The organism is Bacillus sp. V33-4 (assembly GCF_002860225.1).
GTDB classification, from domain to species: Bacteria; Bacillota; Bacilli; order Bacillales; family Cytobacillaceae; genus Bacillus_BJ; species Bacillus_BJ canaveralius.
This window is the reverse complement of sequence record NZ_PGVC01000044.1, coordinates 36,897-58,972: the sequence shown is the minus strand read 5'-3', so window position 1 is coordinate 58,972 and position 22,076 is coordinate 36,897. Positions and strand designations below refer to the sequence as shown.

Genomic DNA, 22,076 nt, shown 5'->3' with positions numbered 1-22,076 from the left:
CGAAAATAACGCCGCTCCTTTCAAAAGGCAGCGGCGCTTTTTCTATTTTGATTGGATTGGTAGCTGGAGCATATCAGCGATATCTTCCTGTGCTGTTCCGATCAATTTCAAATTAAATGTTTCCTGGAGAACGTTCATGACGCCTTCGGAAATAAATTCAGGCGGCTTTGGACCGATACGGATGTCCTTAATTCCGAGGCTGAATAAACCTAACAGGATCGCCACAGCCTTTTGCTCAAACATGAGAGGACAATGCTGACAGGCAGCTCGTTGATCGGGCATCCAAACGCATCTGCTAGTGCTTTGGCGATTTTAACCGTTGAACCTGAGTTGTTGCATTGGCCAAGGTCAATGTAGCGCGGGATGTCCGTGCCCGGAACAGTCCCGTAGTCGACATCATTAAAGCGGAACTTCCCGCATGATGTTGTCAATATCACCGTCTCCGGCGGCAGTGAAGTCGCTAATTCGCGATAATATTCGCCGCCTTTTCCCGGTGCGTCACAGCCGGCAATCACGAAAAAGCGTTTGATTTTCCCTTCCTTGACAGCCGCGATTACTTCGGGTGCCAATCCTAGCACCGTTTCATGGTGAAACCCGGTCAACAACGTTTCCTCGGAATCAATATTTGCAGCAGGCAATTCGAGCGCCCTGTTGATTAATGGCGAGAAATCGTCGTTGATAATTTTTTCAACGTTCTCGAGCCCTGCGACTTCATAGGTAAACATCCGGTCTGCATATGTACCTTTAATCGGCATCACACAGTTTGTCGTAGCGAGAATCGCACCCGGAAATTTCTCAAATAAGCGGCGCTGATCGTACCAGGCCTTCCCGATATTCCCTTTTAAATGGGAATACTTTTTCAAAGCTGGATAGCCATGGGCAGGGAGCATTTCTGAATGTGTATAAATATTGATCCCTTTTCCTTCCGTTTGGCGCAGTAATTCCTCGAGGGCAAATAAATTATGTCCGGTAACGACAATCGATTTTCCCTCAATTTTATTTTGTGAGACGCGGATGGGCTCAGGGATTCCAAGCCGTTCTGTATGTGCGTGGTCAAGCACTTCCATGATCCTGACTGCCGACTGGCCGACTTTCATGGCCATATCAATATGCTCTTGAACATTAAAATTGGAGTTTGTCAGCGTCATATAGAGTGCTTCATGTGTTGTAGCATCAACAAATGAATCGGTGTAGCCGAGCTGGTTGGCATGGGTTCGATAGGCGGCAATTCCTTTCAGCCCAAAAATAATCGTATCCTGGAGGCTGGCAATCGTTTCATCTTTTCCGCAAACACCGATAATATTACAACCCCCGGCTGGAGTTTGCTCACATTGGTAACAAAACATCGTGCTGATCCCTTCTTTCAACTTTTTGTCTGTCTCAGCATACTACCGAAATCACCTGCAATGAGTGATGTAAATCACAAAGAGTTGATCTGTCAAAAATCGTTCATAAATTTGCCAGCCCCTACTTACGTTTCCTTCTGTCTGGGGGAATGCTGACTACTATAACAATCCATTGAAAAGGCCCATCAGCTTACAGTGATCACACCATATTTCGTACACTCACTTTTGCGGTTTTCCTGCATAATATATCAAAAAACAGATTTGAATTCAGACGAGAATAGTGTATGAAAGGAGATAGCAGAATGTCATCCAACCCTCACCGCGATTCAAAAAACAATAAACAGGAAGCTTTCGCTGATATAATGAAATCTATGAATGATTTTTTTCATGAAAAGCCCGTACGAGGATTTTTACAAACAGTAGATCAATTTTTTAATAACCCTTTTCCGCATGGCTCTTTTCCCGTTGAAGTATATGAGACAGATAAGGAGCATGTCATTACTGCCAAGCTCCCTGGCGTTAAAAAAGAGGAAATTCACATTGATATTCTTGGCAACCAAATTACGATCGAGGTAAAAAATAGCGAGGTAATGACTGAGGAAGATGAAAAAAATCACTATTACCGAAAAAAACAAACCTTCCAACGGTCTAGCCGCACGATTACTCTGTCCCATCCAATTAACGAAAAAAAGGTCAAAGCATCCTATGAAAATGGGCTTTTGGAAATTCGCATCCCTAAATTAAAAGGAAAAAGCGTGCAAATTGGCACAAAAGGGTAAGGCTGTCTCCACGATGGGATAGCCTTTTTCGTTGTTCCCCCCTTCTCGTCCATTCTCTAAAAATCCTCCCTAAATAAGCCAAGCATAATAAAAGTATAGACACCACCTATACTTTAAGGGTTCCCCCTATCCCTTTTATCATAGATGAAACCTGACTTACAGCGTTCATCATCTGTCCGGCCGTATTGACCATTTTGTTTATATCGAGGCTGCCGTCCTGGCCCTTGAACGAATTCAGAATCGATTTCATCCCGGAAGACTGCTTCGCCATGAACATATTTTTAGGATAAGGATTTACACCGGGATATGGATTTTGTTGCTGAACGTAATTTGTATTGGCAGTATACATTTCTTCAATTGGATGCAACGGGTTTTGAAAAACCATTTGCGAAAAGCTTGGCTGATGCGGGACGTATGTGGGTCCGCCATTTCCCTGGTAGAAGCTTTGGCTGTATGGCGCTTGATAAGGTGTATAGCCGTTTCCGCTTGCATTCATCGGGGGTATTTGCGGCCCACTGTACTGTAAATACGGATTGATATTCGCTTGCTGAAAATAGGGGTGCTGCATAAATTGTTGCCGGTTCCAGCCTGGATTGACAGGCTTCATCCTTGCCTCGTTTCTCCGCTGTAAGTATAGGTCATGTTTCATGTATCTTCTATTGCCGAACATGTTAGCATCCTCCTTATTTTCTCCTGATAAATGAACTTCTTGGTTGTTATATGATTAATGGAAATTAACATAGACCCGAGCAACGCTTCCCTTATTACACATTATGCAAAAGGCCCACCAAGGTGAATCGAAAGGAAAAGCCTTCCTGTTATGTCTAACTGTGTCGGAAGTTAAAATTTTTTAAAAATAAGGATTTCTTCTTTTTCATGATAGGATATAAAAAAAGCCGAGGGGGATTATTCATGAACATTCAGGAGCTTAAAACGAAATTTTCAAGCATCAGGGATTATCGTACAGAAGATGTAAACGAACTATTGGATTTTGCCAAAAAAGCATATATCCATAATGAAATTTCTATTAATGACTACCGTAATCTTGTTCGTGAATTAGAGGCTTCAGGTGCAGTTGTTGCTGACAGTATTAAAGAACACTCGCTTAATAATTGAGTAATTTCACAATGTAATAAGCTAAACCGAAAAACGAATGAATTTGTTTATTTCAACAGGAGTATACCGTGCGGTAGGAAACGAATAACCTATGTTAATTTTTCAATTGAAGAATGGCTTTATCAAAATCATTCAATTAATGTATAAAAACAACCGTTGCCTCTGAACGGTTGTTTTTTACATATAGAAGTCTGTCATTTCTTCATATCAAGGTGAACCAATATATTTTCCAACACGTATTTAACGGACTGAAATTGGTCGATAAACCTTTTCCGGCTTGTCTGCGGAAAAAAAGCTTGAATTGAAATGATTTCGATATGGTCAGAGGTTGTTTCGATTTGATTACGGTGAAGGTTTTTTGGTGCTGTCTCTATCAGCCATAAAATAGCTTCGTTTTTCCACCTATCATTTAGCTCCTTCACCTTATCAGCAAACGGCTTGACTTCACTGTAAAAATCGGCTTCGATTTTAGAGCTCTTTATTTCTTCGAAACGTACTGACGACTCTTCCACATAAGCAAGGAGCTGCTTCGTAAGCTCGTATAGGGTTTGTGTTTTCATTTGCTGCCTCCATAAATCCATTCTCTCCGAACAGAAAAATTCATAAAAATAAAAAGTAGCATTGACGTTATCAAAGCTACTAATGAATTAAATCTATTTTAGTGTATCTTAAAAGCCCAATTCAAGCTTCAAGCCCTGGTTTTTATCCAACTCTCCATTTTCATTAATAAGCTTCATTTTTATTTCTAACGCGGAGAGCCGGTTTCCGCAGCCTGTCAACCGTGCCGCCTGTTTTTCATTCCAATCATCACGGAGATCTGCCAATGAACTGTGCAATCCTGATTCCAATTCTTCAAGCTGATCATATATTTCCGTTAACATCGTTAACAGCTTTTCTTTTTCCAAGCTTTGTTCATTCATTTTAATGCCTCCTTTGCATTTCTTTCTCCTTTGTAATTCCATACCCGGTCAGCCCTTCCTGCCAGGCTGACAAAACTAGAAGATTTTCGGCAAAGAAAGAAGATTTCTGCATATGTTCCTGCATGTTTTCGACACAGAAATGATAGTGGAAAGCTGCTGTTGCTTTTGTAAATACCATTTTGTAATCAGAAGTGGATGAAGGTGATGGACATGTGGTGAAAGCCATTTTTCCTTCACTTTTGTTCTCTTGCACCAGTCAGGATAGTCGCAGTCAATATGATGATGAATCGGAGGATAGGCCCTTCTCAGACGCGGCCCCGCTTTCCGTTTCCGGTCATTTACAAAATACTGTTCATAGTCTGACCGTGAACCTGTATGCGGAGTCGTTTCGGCAAACTCATAAAAGGCCGGGAATAAGTCATCCCTGAAAAGAATACTGCTGAGCCGCTTCCCAAGATCGATCCGCTTCGATACTGATCTAAACCCATTCACGCTTGCCCCATACAAATGACCCTTTCTATCTGGAAACAAAACAGAACTGAAATGAAACGAATCCTGGAAAGAGAATAAGAGTGAATGAAATACCTTATTTTGATATAACGGACTAAGAAGCACTGGTTGCTGGATGACATTTTGTTCATTAATAATCATCGCGATCAGCAATCTCGTTTGATCCCGTTCCCGCCAAAACATGCACCATTCTTGTTCCATAAAAGCAGAAACACGAAAAAATGCTAAAAGATGAAACATTGGACTGTTTATTTTCGTCGAATAATGGTAGAGGAGCAGTTGGGGAAATGCATCATGAAAAATCAGCCAGTTTGCCCGTTCATAGGCAAGAAAAAGCCGTTTCCTTATTTGCTTTGGAATGATATGCGGAAGCATGGGGCCTTCGAGGTCACACATATTCCAGCCGGCATTCCTGGAAACCATGCTCGCAAGAAATGCCCATTCGATTTCCGGATGGGTCTTAAAATAATGAAAATAAGCATTTGTCCGCGAGATATTATCTTTGTTTTGTAATTTTGTTTCGGTTGAGATCCATTGCCTGAGCAGTGAATGATCCTCTGTGTTTTCATATCGTGCCATAGGCAGCAGACTTTTTTCCATAAAAGTACCCCTTACAGCAAGTGTTAAATTTAGCGTTTAACAGAATGGTGCTTTTTATTCAACCAAAAGCTGTGCAGATTTGGTATGATAGTTGTAGTTTGTGAGGTGGTTACAATGAATTTTCATTATCCTAACGGGCGCCGCTACATTCCTAAACAGTCCAAGGGCTTGCCGACGAAGGCTGACAAACAACTGTCGTACAGCAACCGGGGAATGACGCTCGAGGATGATTTAAATGAAACAAACCTGTTTTATTTAGAACAGAAGCTGGCCGTTATCCATAAAAAACCAACTCCTGTCCAAATTGTCCAGGTCGATTATCCAAAACGGAGTGCTGCCGTAATCAGGGAAGCCTATTTTAAACAAGCTTCGACAACCGATTATAATGGTGTCTATAAAGGGAAATATATTGATTTTGAAGCAAAGGAAACGAGGCATAAAACTTCGTTCCCGTTAAAAAATTTTCACGAACACCAGATTCACCATATGGAAACGGTTCTGCTCCATGGCGGCATATGTTTTATTATCATCCGGTTTTCCGCTACAGAAGAAGTGTATCTTCTGCCAGCCGATCATTTGATTGCTTTTTGGAACCGAATGAACAGCGGAGGGAGAAAATCGATTACAAAGCAAGAGATTGCAGAATGCTCCCATCCCATTAAGCTCGGTTTCCGGCCCAGAATTGACTATATTAAAGTAATAGATTATCTTTATAACCTTACAGGGGAAAAAGGAATACAGCTTCAGTAACACTGTAAATATCGTTCGTTTGCATAGAAAGGAATGACACACATATATGGCAGATCAATATCAATCGCGAGAGGAGCGCCGCAAACAGCTTGCCGCTAAAAAACCAAAAAAGGGCAAGGGAAAGAAAAGTCCGCGCGGGACATTTAAAAAGATCTTTCTCGTTCTTATTGCACTTGGAATTATCGGAATGCTTACCGGTGTTGCCACTTTTGCATTTATGGTAAAAGATACTCCAAAATTGGACGAAGCTCAGCTAAGGGACCCTATTTCTTCAAAGCTTTATGATATAAATGGAAAAGAGTTTGCCGAAGTTGGCTCAGTGAATCGCGATTATGTAGCTTATGAAGATATCCCCGAGCTTGTCGAAAGTGCAATCCTTGCTACCGAGGATGTTCGTTTCTATGACCACAACGGGATTGATGTAATCCGTCTTGGCGGCGCGGTCATTGCCAATATTACGGACGGCTTTGGCTCTGAAGGTGCGAGTACGATTACCCAGCAGGTCGTGAAAAACTCTTTCCTTGAGTTTGATAAAACATTAAGCCGAAAAGCACAGGAAGCATGGCTTGCCTTCCAGCTGGAGCGCAAATATACGAAGCAAGAAATCTTTGAGATGTATGTCAATAAAATTTATATGTCCGAAAAAAGTCACGGTATTTTAACTGCTTCAAAGGTTTATTTTGATAAAGAACTTTCCGAATTACAGCTCCATGAAGCAGCATTGCTTGCCGGCATGCCGCAAAGTCCGGAAAATTATAATCCTTTTAAACATCCGGACAATGCCGAGAAGCGCAGGAACATCGTCCTTTCGTTAATGAATCAGCATGGCTTTATTACTAAGGACGAGATGCAAGCAGCACAGGCGATTCCTGTTGAATCATCGCTTGTAAAGGCAGAAAATCGCGAAACAGGTGAAGATCAGTACGATGCTTTCGTCGATGCCGTAATTGAAGAAGTCCAGGCACAAGGCGATTTTGATATTTTCTCTGACGGGCTCCATATTTATACCACTTTAGACCAGGATGCCCAAACACATGTAGAGCACATGCTAAACTCAAATGAAGTCGTCCAGTTCCCGGACGATGAATTCCAGGCCGGGATTACGCTTTTAGATACGAAGACAGGTGAAGTGCGCGCACTCGGAGGCGGGCGAAACCAGCAAGCGAAGCGCGGTTTTAACTATGCAGTCGATACACAACGGCAGCCGGGATCGACGATCAAGCCGATATTGGATTATGGCCCGGCGATCGAGTATCTACAATGGGGAACATATCATACATTGGATGATAAACCATACACTTATTCCGATCCGAAAAAGACCCCTATCAACAACTGGGACAATAAACATATGGGACCGATGTCGATGCGGGAAGCACTTGCAAAATCACGCAACGTCCCTGCCCTCCAGGCATTACAGGCAGTTGGTTTAAACAAAGCGAAAGATTTCGCTGTCAAGCTCGGAATTCCACTTGAGGAAATCCATGAGTCGTATGCAATTGGCGGACTTGATAAAGGCGTCTCGCCGCTTGAGATGGCCGGAGCATACAGTGCGTTTGGAAATAACGGTTTTTATACAAAACCTCACACAGTGAAAATGATTGAGCTGCGTGATGGTACAAAACTGGATACCGCTCCTGAATCGCAGGTCGTCATGAAGGACTATACAGCTTTTATGATTACCGATATGTTGAAAAGCGTCTTATCAAATGGAACCGGCCAGGCAGCCAACATTCCAAACCTGCATGTTGCAGGCAAAACCGGTACGACGAACTACTCGTCCGACGTGAAGAAGGCAAATGGCATTCCTAATGGCGCTGTTCCTGATGCCTGGTTTGCAGGCTATACGACAAACTATACGGCTGCAGTCTGGACCGGTTATGAGAACCAGAAGAAAAATTATATTAATTCCAAGGACCAAAAAATTGCCCAGCAGCTCTTTAAAAATTTAATGACCCATGTTTCAAAAGGCAAGGAAACTGCAGACTTTACTGTACCGAAAACGGTTGAAAAGGTAGCGATTGAAAAGGGCACCATTCCGGCCAAGCTTGCCAGTGAATTTACTCCTGAGGACCAGGTTATTTATGAATATGCGGTCAAAGGAAATCGGCCAAACCAAGTGTCTGACCGGTATGATCGACTTGACAGCCCGTCCAACGCAAATGCGTCATACGAGCAATCAAGCAACGAGATCGTCCTGTCGTGGGATTATAACGGTAAAGCTGATGGTGTTCAGTTTAAAGTAAACGCCTCAATCAATGGCGGTGCTGCCCAGCAGCTTACCGTTACAGGCGAAAAGTCCATGAGAGTAGCAAATGTTGTGGCCGGTGGAACATACACCTTTACCATTACAGCAATAAAAGGCGAGCAAAGCAGTGAGCCGGCAAGTGTCTCAGTGTCAGTTCCTGCTCCGGTCACTGAAGAAGATGAGTTTGAAGAAGGCGAAGATGAACAAGGCCGCAATCGTGAAGAAGAACATGAAGAAGATGACGATGGAGATCAGTCAGACGAGGGCGAAGGAGATAACCCTGGCAATGGCAACGGCAATGGTAATGGTAACGGTAACCCTGGTGATCCAGGAACACAGCCACCCGGCCAGCCAATTCCAAACCCACCGGGCACTCCTCCAAGTCCATAATTTTGTAATGAAAAAGAGTTCAAGCAATGTACTTGAACTCTTTTTTCATTAAATGAATAAATTTCTTAAAGCATTTCTTTAATTGAAAACCAAACAATTTTTTGAAATCAAGACAATGTTATTCGTTCATACTGGATCCTCTTGGTTTATTAAGACAATTTAATTCGTTTTTGGGCTTAGCACCTTTTACTCAAATCAGTGTTTTTTCCTTAGCGCCACATGTTTCATAAACGCTTTTTCCAGCTCAGTCATAAGCACGGATAATTGAATAAAGGAATGGTACAGCGTCGGCCTATTCATAATAAACTGGAGCCTCTCCCTCATATTTACAGGCTTAATCATCAGTTTTTCGGCATGATCCAGGTTTGACAGGACCACAGGCACGGCGTTTGTCCAAAAAAGGCACTCAACAAACAAGCCAACCCCCTTTTTCATCGGCGTTTCAGTCCTGCGCTGATTCCGGTTTTGGAATAATTGAGCCAGACTGTCCTTCAGACTTTTCCATTCATCGAACAATAAAGGAACATAATTCACCGGATCTTCCCACGGCTTGAGCGCCTCAATATTTGAGTAAAAAGCCCACTCATAATAAAAAAGCGGAAAAATTTGCATTTCCTTGCCGTTTTGTTTTTCCCATATTCCTGCCTCATTTGTCAAAAAGAATGGATGGTTTAATTCTTCAGGAACTCCCCGTTTACTGTCCATTACCAGTTTTCCTCTTCATGCGCTTTTTCCCTTCCCGGCATATGTCGAGAAGCGGGCAAATTTGACATTGGGGATTTTGCGCTTTGCAATGATATCGTCCAAAAAAGATCATCCGATGGTGGGTAACCGACCACTCGTCTTTTGGTACTTTTTTCATTAACGTCTGCTCCACTTCGAGTACTGAATCCTTCCAGCGGCAAAAACCGAGCCGTTTGCTGACTCTTTCGACGTGCGTATCGACTGCTATCGCCGGAACACCGAAAGCAACCGATACAACTACATTTGCCGTTTTCCGCCCAACGCCGGGCAGCTTCGTTAGTTCATCGCGGTCGCGCGGGACAATTCCCCCGTAATCATCAATCAGCATTCTCGACAGTTTTTGGATATTTTTCGCTTTATTCCGGAATAAACCGATCGAACGGATATCGTTCTCGAGCTCTTCCAGTGGCACACGCAAATAATCTTCCGGAGTTTTATATTTCGTAAACAGATTTCTAGTAACTTTATTGACAAGTGCATCTGTACACTGTGCCGACAAGGCAACGGCAATAACCAGTTCAAACGGATTGCTGTGGTTCAGCTCGCAATGAGCATCCGGGAACATTTCCCTCATGTGGTCGAGACAGTATCTAATTTCATTTTTATTTAACATCGTTCCCACCTTATTTTCATGATAGAAAATGGCAAAAACGAGAGAAGCACCTTCTCTCGTTATCCCGCCTATTGTTCAAGCCAATTATAAAAAGGAATCGTTTTTGCGTTTTCAGGGAGATCACCTTGATTTTCCCGCTGGTGATTCTGGTGCTGCCTGAATTTCCGACTATGACTTCTGGCCTGTTCAATAGTTCGGATACCGTTTTTCTTCCATTCGAACAAAATTCGGTCTATGTAACGAAAATTTAGCTTCCCGGAAATGACAGCTTCTCTCAATGCGGCCTTTATGATGATTGGATCATGCAGATCATCGTCCATCCACATTGCCAGTGATTCGCACTCGAACGGCGACAACGGCCGTCCAAACTCTCTTTCGAAACATGTGTACAAGTCCATTTCATCGTTTTGCTGCCGATCTGCTTGCTTACCTTTAGTATCGAGGAGGAATTGATCGACAAGCTTTTCCCATAATGGCTGCAATGAATATTTTTCATGGATAATCCCTTCTGGGGAGTGTGCGTCCATAATACTGAGAAAGCCTTTTTGAATAAGTCTTCGAAGCATGCCAGTACATTCCATAGCTGTTATTGTCATACGTGCGGCAAGCTCAGCCGGAGTAGGAAATTCATTGCCCTTCGTTGAGAAAGAGATAATATGCAATAGGGTTGCAAGCTCTTGTTCATTCATATTCAGCTTCTTATAATGTGTTAATAATACGCCGGGAATCGACACTGATCCTTCTTCCAGCCAGGATAATATATTTGCTTTCATCTGTGGACACCTCCCCTTAAGTATAACATGAACCCGTTTTTCGGGGTAAGAGAACATAGCCACTGCCAATAAATACTTGTCGAAAATTGCGTAAAGAAAAGTCCGCAGGTGCGGACTGTTTGATACTGCCGGATAGATCGGCCAGCCTTAAGGATAGAGGCGGTTGAGCAGGCGTGGAAACGGGATTGTTTCACGAACATGCTCCACTCCGCTGATCCAGGCTACTGTTCGTTCCAATCCAAGGCCAAATCCTGAATGGGGAACAGAGCCGTATTGGCGGAGCTCTAGATACCATTTGTAAGCGTCATTGCTTAATCCATGTTCTTCAAGGCGCTGTTTCAACAGGCCATGATCATGAATACGCTGGGAACCTCCGATAATTTCACCATAGCCCTCTGGAGCAATCATGTCCGCACATAAGACAACCTCTTCCCGATCCTTGGCAGGCTGCATATAAAATGGTTTAATTGCTGTCGGGTAATGAGTAATAAATACAGGCTTATCATATGCTTCTGCAATCGCTGTTTCGTGCGGCGCGCCAAAGTCGTCACCCCATTCGATATCATTAAAGCCTTTTTCATGCAAGAATTTTATGGCATCGTCATATGAGATTCTTGGGAATGGTGCTTTGATTTGTTCGAGTTTGCTTGTATCCCTTCCAAGCGTGTGCAATTCAAGCTTGCAATTTTTCAATACAGCTTGAATGATATGGGAAACATATTCTTCCTGCACCTTAAGATTGTCTTCAAATTCATAAAAGGCCATTTCCGGCTCAATCATCCAAAACTCAATTAAATGCCGTCGTGTTTTTGACTTTTCTGCCCGGAACGTTGGGCCAAAGGAAAAAACCTTGCCAAGTGCCATCGCTGCTGCTTCCATATAAAGCTGTCCGCTTTGTGACAGGTAGGCATCTTCATCAAAGTACTTTGTCGCAAACAGTTCGCTTGTCCCTTCGGGTGCACTGCCTGTCAGGATCGGCGGGTCCACTTTGACAAACCCTTGTTCATTAAAAAACTCGTATGTCGCCCTGATGATTTCGTTGCGAATTTTCATGACCGCGTGCTGGCGCCGCGAGCGAAGCCATAGATGACGGTTATCCATTAAAAACTCGGTGCCGTGCTCTTTAGGGGTGATCGGATAGTCCACCGCTTGCTGGATCACTTCGATGCCGTTTACCAACAATTCGTATCCGAACGGGGAGCGCTCATCTTTTTGGACTACTCCGGTCACGTATAAAGAGGATTCCTGTGTCGCCGATTTGGCAGTTTGAAACACTTCGTCGGGAACCTCACTCTTGACAACGACTCCCTGGATAAATCCTGTTCCATCACGAAGCTGCAAAAAGGCAATTTTACCGCTTGAGCGTTTATTGGCAAGCCATGCGCCAATCTTCACTTCCTGGTCTACATATTTGTATACTTCTGCTATTGTTGTTTTATTCACTGTCATTTCCCTCCAAAAAACCTAACAAAAACGGTTGCCATATATGCTGTTTATTATACCGTTAGCATGAATGACAAGCAATATTACTCCCTCATGCCCGGAAAACTGCGCCATGTGCAAGATTCAAGATCAACTATGGCGGCTATGCAGGCTACCTGCGTTCGTTCATAAAAAAGCTTATTTTAGCTTGCTTTCGACAAAACGGTGAATTCTGTCGATCGCTTCTTCTAAAAGTTCCAGTGATGCGGCATAGGACAGCCGGATATTGTCCGGGGCACCGAAACCGGATCCGGGAATAACCGCAACCATTGCTTCTTCAAGTAACGCTTCCGCAAATTCATCAACATTGTTAAAGCCAGTTAATTCCGCTGCTTTCTTCGCATTTGGAAACAGATAGAAAGCACCTTGTGGTTTTACACATGTAAAGCCGGGAATGTCGACAAGCTTGGCAAATATGATTTTAAGACGTTGTTCAAAAGCCTGCCGCATTTCTTCAACCGGTTGTTGGGATCCGGCATAAGCTGCGATTGCGCCGTATTGAGCGGTTGTGGTTGGGTTTGATGTACTATGGCTCGCCAGGTTGGTCATGGCCTTGATAATTTGCTTATTCCCTGCAGCATAGCCAATTCTCCAGCCTGTCATTGAATGCGACTTCGAAACGCCATTGATGATGATCGTTTGCTCTTTTAGCTGCGGTGATAATTCAGCAACAGAGACATGCTTATACCCTCCGTAGACGAGCTTCTCGTAAATTTCATCGGAGATGATCAAAACGTTGTGTTCCAGGCAAACTTCGCCCAGTTTTCGCAATTCCTCTTCTGTATAAAGAATGCCTGTCGGATTGCTTGGGGAATTGATAATAACCGCTTTTGTACGGTCTGAAAACGAATTCTCCAGCTGCTCAGGAGTGATTTTAAATTGATTGCGCTCTTCGCCTTCCACATAGACGGGAACACCACCGGCCAATTTCACTTGCTCCGGATAGCTTACCCAATACGGAATCGGGATAACAACCTCGTCACCTTCGTCTAAAATTACCTGAAACAGCGTGTACAGTCCATGCTTGGCTCCATTTGTCACAATGATTTCGCTGCTGTCGTAGCTGAGCCCTTGATCGCGTTGTAACTTCGCGGCAATCTCTTTTTTTAGGGCCGGCAATCCTGCAGACGGTGTATATTTCGTATGTCCTTGATTCATTGAGTCAACAGCTGCATCAATAATATTTTGCGGGGTATTGTAGTCCGGTTCACCGGCACCGAGCCCGATCACATTTTTGCCCTGAGCCTTTAATTCCTTTGCTTTTGCGGTAATTGCCAATGTTGATGATGGGGTTAGTGCTTTTACTCTTTTAGCCAGTAACGTTTCCATTCCTCTGCCTCCGTTATCCTATAAATTCTCAATTACGGTGAGCCATTCTTCACCTGTATCAAAATCAAGATAATAATAATTTATTAACCCGCTCTCGGATTGCGAGTATATTTCCCAGGCAGGTTGATTGTCGACCATTCCGAGCCGGACCGACAGAATTTTCTCCGGGTTTTTTTCTTCTCTTACTTTATTGATTGCCTCTTCCCTGGAAATGCCCTCAGCTTCTTTCCGTTCAAGAATTTCGCCTCCCTTTTCAGGGATCCAAACAATCGTTTTTTCATTTTTACTGTTCGTCCCTTTAACGACATAGTAGGTTTCATCGCCATTGAATATGCTGAAATCCTTTATGCTTTGCAAGTCGGTTTTTGCATTTGCTATAGCCGCCGCCTTTTGCTCAGCCGCTTTGACGGGCTTGAGCGCATTTAAATACACATTCGCCGCCAGACCTATTAAAATAACAACAGCAATTGAGATAATGATTATCCATTTTTTCATATCAGATCACTTCTTTATGTACGATATATAGTAAAAACTGCTTTTTCCCGCTCTTCCGGGTCGAGGGCCAGTCCGAACATTAAATTTTCTCGTTTCAGGGTGCGGTTTAAGGCATCGACAATCTTATATAAGTCAGGGCTCTGCTGCACTTTAACGGTCGACAATATTTCGATTTTGCTTTCCATACCGCGTTTTCTCCTCCTTTTCAGGTGATTATTGTTATTTATATGGTTCGGAGCTGGACCGATAATATAATGACACATCGTTTTATGATTAACACTCATTATATCAGGTGTCAACCGTTTAGGATAACATTTTCAAGCAAAATTCTTTCTAGTTCACAGCGGTGATAGGCTGCAAATAATAGCGCTGCTTTTTATCGGGCGGCCAGAATCCTTTAGTTAATTACAGCCAATCATAAATTTGCTCGACAATTTCGTCGATATTGACTTTTTGCAATGGTATCGCTGGAATAGACTGCAAAAATGCTTTTCCATATTTAGTTGAAATAATTCTCCTGTCAAAAACAACGATAAGTCCGCGATCATTCTCTGTCCTGATCAGGCGTCCAACCCCCTGCTTAAAGCGGAGTACAGCCTCTGGCAATGAATAATCATAAAATGGATTCCCGTTCTTCTCTTCAATTATTTCACATTTCGCTTCTGTGACCGGTTCATCCGGCGGAGAGAACGGCAGCCTGACAATCACAAGACATGATAAATCCTCCCCGGGGATATCGATTCCCTCCCAAAAGCTGCTTGTGCCAAAGAGAATCGATTTGTCGAAGCGTTGAAAGCTTCTCGTTAACCTTGTCCGGCTTCCTCCGGAAATTCCCTGCGCAATTAAGGCAAAATCTTCGAGAAAACCGCTTTCCTTCAATAGCTCATATGTTTTCTTTAACATTTCATAAGATGTAAACAGAATGAGCATGCGCCCTTTCGTCGCTTCGGCAATTGAAATAATATGCTCACTAATTGCCGCGGTATAATCATCGATTGATACAGCATTTATTTCCGGTAAATCGTTCGGGACGAACATTTTCACCTTTTCCTTATATTGAAACGGTGAGGAAATCACTTCCTTGCGGCAATTTGTTCCATACAGGCCAAGCTCCTTCATCATATAATCGAAGGATTGCTTTACTGTCAGGGTCGCCGACGTTAGCACAGCACTTTTTTTAACGGAGAAATAATATTCCTGTAAATAATTAGAAATATCAACAGGTTGCCCGTAGACAGCGGTGGCGTTTTGTGCGGCCCGCAAATCGACTTCAATCCATGTGACATATCGGTTCTGCCTATGCAAAAACAGGCTTTTGACATTCTCTCTCACTTCACGGAAATCTCCAAGTAAAGAAGCCAGTTCATCCAAAAAAGCTTTGTCCTCATTTGATAGTTCGTGGTCTGCTTTCAATATAAAATCAAGCCGTTTTTCCAACAGCTTGACCAGATCATGAATTTGAAAAGAAAAACGCTCCGCCATTGCAACGAGTACTTTCCATGTTTTACCTGTTTCCTGTCCGGTTAACCGATATTGGATTCGTTTATAAGCACTCTGGTGATCTTTCAGTTTTTCATTGGCGAACAAACTGATTGTTTTAAAAAACTCATCCATCTCCAGTTGAAGATCGCCGATCAACGCATTAATTTCAAACGTATGCTCCAATTGATCATACCGGTCGATTTCGTTCAGTAATTTCTCAAGTTTAAAAAACAGCTGTTTTTGTTCATACAATCCAAGCTGGCCGAGCAACAGCCTGATCGATAAATAATCGATTGAAAAGCCAAAGTATTTGCCGGCCGCTTTTTCGAAGTGATGGGCCTCATCAAGGATCGCATAATCATAGTCGGGAAGCAGAGAATGATCTGAAGTTAGATCCGAAAGCAGCAAGGAATGGTTGGTAATAACAATATCTGCGACCTGAGCATTTTTCCGGGCGTTCAGGTAAAAATCATAATGCCGCCAAGCTTTATCATGCAGAAACACACTGCTGTCATTTTTAATTTTATGCCAGTAAAGCCTGCCACCGCTTGAGAGGTTTAATTCATCGACATCGCCAGTCTCGGTTTCGAGAAGCCATATCAGGATTTGCATTTTTGTCAATGTTGTATCATAGTTGTCGTCTTCTTCTTTTAAAGATTGTTCGAATTTAGCCAGGCTGATGAAATGGTTTCTGCCCTTTAGTAAAACCGTTTTCACCGGGAAGGGCAGCATTTGGTTCAACAGCGGGATATCTTTTGTTAAAAGCTGCTCCTGCAGCAAGGTTGTATAGGTGCTGACAATAACCGCTTTCGCAGTCTGAATGGAAAAGAACGCAGCAGGAATTAAATAACCCAGCGACTTTCCTACGCCTGTCCCCGCTTCAATCATCGAGTGGTGTCCATCGGCAAATGATTGGTATACGAGATCCATCATTTTAAATTGCCCGGTTCTTTTCTCGTAATTAGGAAAAGCGCCTTTCATCAGATTCTCCTTCTCTTCATCACTATAAGGAAAACGGATTTCGATCAGCCCGGGTCTGTCTTTTGCTTTCTTATCGGGTCGTTTCAAGGCGATTCCCCTATAGATGTCAATGAAATCAGGCAAAATCTCGATTGATTTTTCTTTTTCGCGGATTAGCTCATCCATCAATATATGTATGTCGCTTTTCAAGCCTGGCGCGAGCCTTGATAATTGTTTTAATGTTCTGGTCGGAATCGATTCGAGCCTATTTAAAAGCAGCAAAAGAAGCTCCGCCGTAACATACGCATCACTGTCCGCCTGATGAGGCCGATCATGGCTAAAGAAAAAACGCGAAGATAGCTCTGATAATTTATAGCTGTCCGCGGCAGGAAAAAGGATTCTTGACAATTCCACCGTATCAACGACCGGGCCGTAAAAGCCATGATAGCCCGCCTCGATTAATTCCTCTTGCAGAAAAGATAAATCGAAGTGAACATTATGCGCCACAAAATATGCGTCATCAAGCAAAGACAACACCCTTGGAGCAATTTCTGCAAACAACGGCGCATCCTTTACGATATGATCATCAATGCCTGTCAATTCTTCGATAAAAGGTGGAATTGGCTGCTCCGGATTGATAAAAGAAGAATATTGTTCGACAATTGTATCTCCCTCGATGACAACAGCCGCAAATTGAATGATTTTAGCCCCTTTTTTTGGAGTGTTACCGGTTGTTTCCAGGTCAATGACCACAAATTTATTGCTCATTTCTTACACCTCAAACATTCGTCAATCAAACGGTATCACAAAAGCAAAGAACAGCGCAAGCGCTGATGCAGGGATCCAAATATGGAGACCGTATATTTCGTTCATACAAAAAGCCCCGCATGGCGGGACTTAAAGAAACGTCATTTCCGGTTCAGCATGAAGCAATTCTTTTATTGCATTACCCTCACCCATAATCGCAACTTTTGGCTGATGGGTGTTTACTTTTTCCTCGGAAATTAATGCATATGAAATGATAATGACTGTGTCACCTTCCTGAACGAGGCGGGCCGCTGCACCATTCACACAAATGACCTTTGATCCCCTCTGGCCGGGAATAATATACGTTTCAAAGCGGGCTCCGTTATTGTTGTTGACGATTTGCACTTTTTCATTTGGAAGCATCCCGACCGCATCGATTATATCCTCATCAATCGTAATGCTGCCGACATAGTTCAAATTGGCCTCCGTCACAGTGGCCCGATGGATTTTCCCATTCATCATGGTGCGAAACATGTCTTCTCCTCCTCATGGTCAAGTTACTTTATTTAATAAATCATCTCTTTACTTGCAAAACGAACAAAAAATTAACACAGATTATTCGTTTAATGCTGATTTATTAAGACGATTTAATTCGTTTTTCGGTGTAGCTTAATACATTGTGAAATTACTCTATTGTTAAAATGATATTGTCGATCAACCGGGCTTTCTGGAATCTCACAGCAGCCGCAACAATGATTTTCCCCTTTAACTCTCCGACTTGCTCCAAGTCGGGATAGGTTAGGATTTCGAGGTAATCAATTTGACCGGTCGTGTTCTCCCGTATGACGGTTTCTACAGCCGCCTGAATCTTGGCAGCGCTTTTTTCCCCGGCAGCCGCCATCTGTTCGGCGAGTCTCAGCGCCTTATAGATAAAGGCGGCCTCACTTCTTTCATTTGGAAGCAGGTAGACGTTCCTTGAGCTTTTCGCCAGCCCGTCCGGTTCACGAACCGTTTCACCGGCAACAAGCTCGATCGGAAAATGAAAATCAGCGAGCAGTCCTTCGACCACCGCTACCTGCTGGGCGTCCTTCATCCCAAAATAAACCCTGTCCGGCCTGACAATGTTGAATAATTTGGTTAACACCGTTGCCACACCATCAAAATGGCCTGGCCGCGATTTGCCGCACAGCACCTCTGTACGGGCTGTTGTCTTGACTACAACCGAAGGAGGCCCGGGATACATCTCATCAGCACTTGGTGCAAAAATGTAATCTGTTCCTAATTGTTCGGCGAGCTGATTATCCCTTTCGAAATCGCGGGGATAGGCGTCAAGGTCTTCGTTTGGGCCGAACTGGAGCGGGTTCACAAAAATACTTAAAACGACAAGGTCATTCTCGGCCCTGGCTTTTCTAAGCAAGGAAGCATGTCCGTCATGCAAAAATCCCATTGTTGGCACAAAGCCGATCGACTTGCACTGCGCCTTGTCGGTCAGCATCTGTTTTTGCATATTTGAAATGGCTGTAATGACTTTCATTCTTTTCCTCCATACAGGCTCTTTAGTTCTTCCTCTTTCATCGTAAAGCTGTGCTGTTCTTCAGGAAAAAAGCCTGCTTTGACATCTGACACATATGCTTCGATGCCATCTTCGATCTCTTCATCAACATTGGCATATTTTTTGACAAACTTGGCAACGCGGTCGACACCGTAGCTTAAAAGGTCATGATAAACTAAAACCTGGCCATCACAATGGACACCGGCACCGATTCCGATCGTCGGAATCTCCAGTGCTGCAGAAACTTCTTCACCAAGCTGTTTTGGGACGCATTCAAGAACAAGTGCAAAAGCCCCGGCTTCCTGGCACCGCAAGGCATCCTCGATCAGCTGCCTTGCTGCCGCTGCGTTTTTCCCCTGCACTTTATAACCGCCGAGGACTCCCACCGTCTGCGGAGTAAGACCGAGATGAGCCATAACCGGTATACCCGCAGCAGTAAGTGCAGCTATTTTTTCAATAACATCGCCGGCACCTTCGAGCTTAACCGCATTTGCGCCTGTTTCCTGAACAATTCTCGCGCCATTTATCAGCGTATCTTTAGTGGATAAATGGTAGCTCATAAATGGCAGGTCAACCGTAATAAAGGTGTCGTTCGCTCCTCTTTTTACAGCCTTGGCATGATGGATCATATCATCCATCGTTACCGGTACCGTTGAGTCGTAGCCGAGTACGACCATCCCGAGTGAATCACCGACGAGAATAAGGTCGACTCCGGCCTTCTCTGCGTGTTTTGCAGAAGGAAAATCGTAGGCCGTCAGCATCGCAATTTTCTCGCCTGCCCGTTTCATTTTTAAAAAATCTGTCGTCTGCTTCATCTTCATTCCTCCTTGTTTGGAAAGAGGAGATAAAACACTCTATTTGGAAGCAAAAAAGAATCCTGCTTTACGTCAGAAGGATTCTTTGGGCGCTTTCATAATCGTTTCATCCCTCTGTCCCGGTCCGCTCGTCGGATCTAGGCAGATATAAAATTAAAGTTGCTTGCGGTAAACAGGTGCAGTTCAATATGATACTGCCCAACTCGATTATAGCAAATTTATGCCAATCTGGCGAAAAAAAATATCTATATGTCTTTATTCAGCCAGCTCAATATCCGCTGAATAGATATGATGCACTTTTCCGGCGCTGTCTTCAATCATCAGAACACCTTCATCGGTAATCCCTAAAGCGCGTCCGGAAATATTGCCTGTAAGCGTCCGGGCAGTAATTTCTTTGCCAATGCTGATGGCATAACCTTCCCAGAGCAGCTTAATTGGGTAAAAGCCTTTTTCCAAATAGAGAAGATAGAGTTTTTCCAGCCTGGTCAAAACCATCCTGATCAGAGCAGCTCTAGAAAGCTTGTCTCCTTTTTCAATCGAAAGCGAGGTAGCGATTGTCCGGATATCCTCGGGATAGTCTTGTTCCTGCTGGTTTACATTAATGCCAATCCCGATAATGATCGAGATAATCCGGTCTGCATCAGCTTGCAGCTCGGTTAAAATGCCGGTCACCTTCCTGCCATTTATTAAAATGTCGTTCGGCCACTTAATTTGCGGGGATAAGCCGGTCATTTCTTCAATTGCCTGAACGACAGCAACCGCTGTTAACAGCGTGAGCTGCGGAGCTTTCGAAGGCAGGATGTTCGGGCGCAGAATAACGCTCATCCATATACCCGTGTATTTTGGAGAATACCATTTCCGGTCAAGTCTCCCCCTGCCGGAAAGCTGCTCCTCGGCCAGGATGACAGTTCCTTCTTCAGCCCCGTCAAATGCAAGGCTGTGGGCAATTTTTTGCGTCGATTGTACCGTTTCCTCGTAATGAATATTTTGGCCGGCAAAAGCGGTCTTTAAGCCCAGTCTTACTTCATCCGCTGAAACCTTTTCCGGCGTTTTCATAATGCGGTAGCCTTTTCTTCGGACCGCTTCGAGCTCGAATCCATCTTTTCTGAGCTCCTCAATATGCTTCCACACGGCCGTGCGCGAACAGCCAATCAAGTCAGCTAAAGACTGGCCTGATAAGTATTCCCCGCCGGCATTTGTAAAGGCATCAAGCAGTTGTTTTCTCAGTTCCGACTGCATTTGCCCACCCACTCTCTAAGATTTTCCTGATCGTTATGAAGATCCCCGGCCACGATTGCTGCTTCAATTTTTGTGAATATTTCCTTCACCCATGGGCCGCCTGGTTTCCCTGTCCATTCGATTAAATCATTGCCAGATGCTTTTATGTCAGTCCGGCTTTTAATTGGCAGCCTTTCATATTCCAAACGCAGTTGTGCAAGCCTGGAATCATCTTGCACTCCTTTTAAAGTGAGCCAGATTCTTTCAGCTGAGATGATCACAGCGATCCCGGCTTGATAAGCTGCCAAGCTAGTCCACTCCTGCTCGAGCCGAAACTTGAGAAAGCGATAAATTTTCTCAATTTCCTTGATTTTTTTGACAGGCAGTTTCCACTTTCTCAAAAACGGATCAATCTCCTCTGCTGAAATGTCGCAACAGTACAGAAGCAGGCACCATAGTTCATTTCCAGACAGGCTGCTATAGTCATATTCATTCATTTTCTCAAGCGCTTTTTTGCATCCTGACAGCCCCGGCAGAAATCGATACAGCCCTGAATCAATGATTAGGCTGATTGCCTCCTGGCGATTTAGTCCGGCAATCAGCTTTTCAAATTCTGCTGTCTTTCGTTCGGTGGCAATTTTTTCGAGCAAATGGCCATATATATGCAAAGCTTCTTGTGTTGCCGGTGCCAATGTAAAAGAAAGCTGGCTGACGAATCTGACCGCCCTCATCATCCGCAAGGCATCCTCGGAGAATCTTTCACTGGCGTTCCCGACCGTTTCGATTCTTTTTCGGTTAATTGCCGATCTGCCATCAAATGGATCGATCAATTTTCCGTGCCGATCCATCGCGATTGCGTTCATCGTAAAGTCACGGCGCTGGAGATCTTCTTTTAAAGAACGTATGTAATCGACGTGAGAAGGCCGGCGAAAATCACGATATTCGGCCTCGGCCCGAAAGGTGGTAATCTCATAAGAATCTCCATTGAAGAAAACAAGCACAGTCCCGTGTTCGATCCCAACATCGGCTGTACGAGGAAAGATCGTTTTGATCTCTTCCGGGGTCGCTGATGTGGCAATGTCAACATCCTCAATCGGGCGCCCGAGCAGGAAATCACGGACAGAGCCACCTACAAAATAGGCCTCATACCCTGCATTTTCAATTGTTAAAAGCAGCTGTTTGGCTTTCGCAAATGGTTGTATCATATAGG

21 protein-coding genes and 1 pseudogene are annotated in these 22,076 nt (G+C 43.8%); 4 read left to right on the top strand and 18 right to left on the bottom strand.

Annotation, left to right across the window (positions count from 1 at the left end; all coding sequences use genetic code 11):
- Positions 1-42 precede the first annotated feature (42 nt).
- Positions 43-1,346 (bottom strand): annotated as a pseudogene (gene hcp, locus CVD23_RS15900) (hydroxylamine reductase).
- A 302-nt stretch (positions 1,347-1,648) separates the two neighbouring features.
- Here hcp and CVD23_RS15895 point away from each other — a divergent pair.
- Positions 1,649-2,125, top strand: a complete 477-nt coding sequence (locus CVD23_RS15895) for an Hsp20/alpha crystallin family protein (protein ID WP_101666536.1) — start codon at positions 1,649-1,651, stop codon at positions 2,123-2,125.
- Positions 2,126-2,231: 106 nt separating this feature from the next.
- Here CVD23_RS15895 and CVD23_RS15890 read toward each other — a convergent pair whose 3' ends face one another.
- Complete coding sequence (locus CVD23_RS15890) at positions 2,232-2,795, bottom strand: YppG family protein (RefSeq protein ID WP_257988555.1); 564 nt, start codon at positions 2,793-2,795, stop codon at positions 2,232-2,234.
- A gap of 242 nt (positions 2,796-3,037) precedes the next feature.
- On the opposite strand from CVD23_RS15890, the gene CVD23_RS15885 reads away from it, so the two are divergent.
- Entirely contained in the window at positions 3,038-3,241 is a 204-nt protein-coding gene (locus CVD23_RS15885) for a YppF family protein (protein ID WP_101578776.1), read from the top strand.
- Positions 3,242-3,435: 194 nt separating this feature from the next.
- Here the strand turns inward: CVD23_RS15885 and CVD23_RS15880 are convergent, their stop codons facing one another.
- The 3 genes from CVD23_RS15880 to CVD23_RS15870 all read right to left on the bottom strand — a co-directional run bounded on the left by CVD23_RS15880 (position 3,436) and on the right by CVD23_RS15870 (position 5,271).
- Positions 3,436-3,801: a YppE family protein gene (locus tag CVD23_RS15880; RefSeq protein WP_101578777.1), complete on the bottom strand. Its 366-nt coding sequence runs from the start codon at positions 3,799-3,801 to the stop codon at positions 3,436-3,438.
- A 108-nt stretch (positions 3,802-3,909) separates the two neighbouring features.
- Positions 3,910-4,161: a hypothetical protein gene (locus CVD23_RS15875; protein ID WP_101578778.1), complete on the bottom strand. Its 252-nt coding sequence runs from the start codon at positions 4,159-4,161 to the stop codon at positions 3,910-3,912.
- Between the two features lie 75 nt (positions 4,162-4,236).
- Complete coding sequence (locus CVD23_RS15870) at positions 4,237-5,271, bottom strand: DUF2515 family protein (RefSeq protein WP_245917522.1); 1,035 nt, start codon at positions 5,269-5,271, stop codon at positions 4,237-4,239.
- 114 nt (positions 5,272-5,385) lie between these two features.
- Here CVD23_RS15870 and recU point away from each other — a divergent pair, with 114 nt between their 5' ends.
- Together recU and CVD23_RS15860 are read left to right on the top strand one after the other, a co-directional pair.
- Entirely contained in the window at positions 5,386-6,021 is a 636-nt protein-coding gene (recU, locus tag CVD23_RS15865; protein WP_101666535.1) for a Holliday junction resolvase RecU, read from the top strand.
- A gap of 46 nt (positions 6,022-6,067) precedes the next feature.
- Positions 6,068-8,656 (top strand): PBP1A family penicillin-binding protein, encoded by a 2,589-nt coding sequence (locus CVD23_RS15860; RefSeq protein ID WP_101666534.1) that lies wholly within the window; start codon positions 6,068-6,070, stop codon positions 8,654-8,656.
- Positions 8,657-8,851: 195 nt separating this feature from the next.
- Here the strand turns inward: CVD23_RS15860 and CVD23_RS15855 are convergent, their stop codons facing one another.
- The 13 genes from CVD23_RS15855 to CVD23_RS15795 all read right to left on the bottom strand — a co-directional run bounded on the left by CVD23_RS15855 (position 8,852) and on the right by CVD23_RS15795 (position 22,071).
- On the bottom strand, positions 8,852-9,361 hold the full coding sequence (locus CVD23_RS15855) for a YpoC family protein (RefSeq protein ID WP_101666533.1): 510 nt from the start codon (positions 9,359-9,361) through the stop codon (positions 8,852-8,854).
- Complete coding sequence (gene nth / locus CVD23_RS15850) at positions 9,351-10,013, bottom strand: endonuclease III (protein WP_101666532.1); 663 nt, start codon at positions 10,011-10,013, stop codon at positions 9,351-9,353. The genes CVD23_RS15855 and nth overlap by 11 nt, the downstream gene beginning before the upstream one ends.
- Before the next feature lie 68 nt (positions 10,014-10,081).
- Positions 10,082-10,786 (bottom strand): DnaD domain-containing protein, encoded by a 705-nt coding sequence (locus CVD23_RS15845; RefSeq protein ID WP_101666531.1) that lies wholly within the window; start codon positions 10,784-10,786, stop codon positions 10,082-10,084.
- Between the two features lie 147 nt (positions 10,787-10,933).
- Positions 10,934-12,235 carry an asparagine--tRNA ligase gene (gene asnS, locus CVD23_RS15840; protein WP_101578784.1) on the bottom strand — a complete coding sequence of 434 codons (1,302 nt, stop codon included), beginning with the start codon at positions 12,233-12,235 and terminating at the stop codon, positions 10,934-10,936.
- 171 nt (positions 12,236-12,406) lie between these two features.
- Positions 12,407-13,597: a pyridoxal phosphate-dependent aminotransferase gene (locus CVD23_RS15835; protein ID WP_101666530.1), complete on the bottom strand. Its 1,191-nt coding sequence runs from the start codon at positions 13,595-13,597 to the stop codon at positions 12,407-12,409.
- Positions 13,598-13,615: 18 nt separating this feature from the next.
- Positions 13,616-14,092: a cell wall elongation regulator TseB-like domain-containing protein gene (locus tag CVD23_RS15830; RefSeq protein ID WP_101666529.1), complete on the bottom strand. Its 477-nt coding sequence runs from the start codon at positions 14,090-14,092 to the stop codon at positions 13,616-13,618.
- 14 nt (positions 14,093-14,106) lie between these two features.
- Positions 14,107-14,277 carry a YpmA family protein gene (locus CVD23_RS15825; RefSeq protein WP_101578787.1) on the bottom strand — a complete coding sequence of 57 codons (171 nt, stop codon included), beginning with the start codon at positions 14,275-14,277 and terminating at the stop codon, positions 14,107-14,109.
- 220 nt (positions 14,278-14,497) lie between these two features.
- Positions 14,498-17,302 (bottom strand): ATP-dependent DNA helicase DinG, encoded by a 2,805-nt coding sequence (gene dinG / locus CVD23_RS15820; RefSeq protein WP_101666528.1) that lies wholly within the window; start codon positions 17,300-17,302, stop codon positions 14,498-14,500.
- Between the two features lie 129 nt (positions 17,303-17,431).
- A complete protein-coding gene (panD, locus tag CVD23_RS15815) occupies positions 17,432-17,815 on the bottom strand; it encodes an aspartate 1-decarboxylase (RefSeq protein ID WP_101666527.1) in 384 nt (127 codons plus the stop codon).
- A gap of 151 nt (positions 17,816-17,966) precedes the next feature.
- Positions 17,967-18,815 carry a pantoate--beta-alanine ligase gene (gene panC / locus CVD23_RS15810; protein ID WP_101666526.1) on the bottom strand — a complete coding sequence of 283 codons (849 nt, stop codon included), beginning with the start codon at positions 18,813-18,815 and terminating at the stop codon, positions 17,967-17,969.
- Entirely contained in the window at positions 18,812-19,648 is an 837-nt protein-coding gene (panB, locus tag CVD23_RS15805; protein WP_101666525.1) for a 3-methyl-2-oxobutanoate hydroxymethyltransferase, read from the bottom strand. The genes panC and panB overlap by 4 nt, the downstream gene beginning before the upstream one ends.
- 255 nt (positions 19,649-19,903) lie before the next feature.
- Entirely contained in the window at positions 19,904-20,887 is a 984-nt protein-coding gene (locus CVD23_RS15800; protein WP_101578792.1) for a biotin--[acetyl-CoA-carboxylase] ligase, read from the bottom strand.
- The gene (locus tag CVD23_RS15795) at positions 20,872-22,071 is read right to left on the bottom strand and encodes a CCA tRNA nucleotidyltransferase (RefSeq protein WP_101666524.1); all 1,200 of its coding nucleotides are present in this window, start codon (positions 22,069-22,071) and stop codon (positions 20,872-20,874) included. Before CVD23_RS15795 ends, CVD23_RS15800 begins: the two co-directional genes overlap by 16 nt.
- Positions 22,072-22,076: the final 5 nt, after the last annotated feature.

Coding starts and splice junctions, on each gene's coding strand:
- CVD23_RS15835 (WP_101666530.1), bottom strand. CDS start 13,597: ATGGAAACGTTACTGGCTAAAAGAGTAAAAGCACTAACCCCATCATCA.
- CVD23_RS15795 (WP_101666524.1), bottom strand. CDS start 22,071: ATGATACAACCATTTGCGAAAGCCAAACAGCTGCTTTTAACAATTGAA.
- CVD23_RS15875 (WP_101578778.1), bottom strand. CDS start 4,161: ATGAATGAACAAAGCTTGGAAAAAGAAAAGCTGTTAACGATGTTAACG.
- CVD23_RS15825 (WP_101578787.1), bottom strand. CDS start 14,277: ATGGAAAGCAAAATCGAAATATTGTCGACCGTTAAAGTGCAGCAGAGC.
- CVD23_RS15830 (WP_101666529.1), bottom strand. CDS start 14,092: ATGAAAAAATGGATAATCATTATCTCAATTGCTGTTGTTATTTTAATA.
- asnS (WP_101578784.1), bottom strand. CDS start 12,235: ATGACAGTGAATAAAACAACAATAGCAGAAGTATACAAATATGTAGAC.
- panD (WP_101666527.1), bottom strand. CDS start 17,815: ATGTTTCGCACCATGATGAATGGGAAAATCCATCGGGCCACTGTGACG.
- CVD23_RS15895 (WP_101666536.1), top strand. CDS start 1,649: ATGTCATCCAACCCTCACCGCGATTCAAAAAACAATAAACAGGAAGCT.
- CVD23_RS15880 (WP_101578777.1), bottom strand. CDS start 3,801: ATGAAAACACAAACCCTATACGAGCTTACGAAGCAGCTCCTTGCTTAT.
- CVD23_RS15860 (WP_101666534.1), top strand. CDS start 6,068: ATGGCAGATCAATATCAATCGCGAGAGGAGCGCCGCAAACAGCTTGCC.
- dinG (WP_101666528.1), bottom strand. CDS start 17,302: ATGAGCAATAAATTTGTGGTCATTGACCTGGAAACAACCGGTAACACT.
- CVD23_RS15855 (WP_101666533.1), bottom strand. CDS start 9,361: ATGGACAGTAAACGGGGAGTTCCTGAAGAATTAAACCATCCATTCTTT.
- CVD23_RS15845 (WP_101666531.1), bottom strand. CDS start 10,786: ATGAAAGCAAATATATTATCCTGGCTGGAAGAAGGATCAGTGTCGATT.
- CVD23_RS15870 (WP_245917522.1), bottom strand. CDS start 5,271: ATGGAAAAAAGTCTGCTGCCTATGGCACGATATGAAAACACAGAGGAT.
- nth (WP_101666532.1), bottom strand. CDS start 10,013: ATGTTAAATAAAAATGAAATTAGATACTGTCTCGACCACATGAGGGAA.
- panB (WP_101666525.1), bottom strand. CDS start 19,648: ATGAAGCAGACGACAGATTTTTTAAAAATGAAACGGGCAGGCGAGAAA.
- CVD23_RS15885 (WP_101578776.1), top strand. CDS start 3,038: ATGAACATTCAGGAGCTTAAAACGAAATTTTCAAGCATCAGGGATTAT.
- recU (WP_101666535.1), top strand. CDS start 5,386: ATGAATTTTCATTATCCTAACGGGCGCCGCTACATTCCTAAACAGTCC.
- panC (WP_101666526.1), bottom strand. CDS start 18,815: ATGAAAGTCATTACAGCCATTTCAAATATGCAAAAACAGATGCTGACC.
- CVD23_RS15890 (WP_257988555.1), bottom strand. CDS start 2,795: ATGTTCGGCAATAGAAGATACATGAAACATGACCTATACTTACAGCGG.
- CVD23_RS15800 (WP_101578792.1), bottom strand. CDS start 20,887: ATGCAGTCGGAACTGAGAAAACAACTGCTTGATGCCTTTACAAATGCC.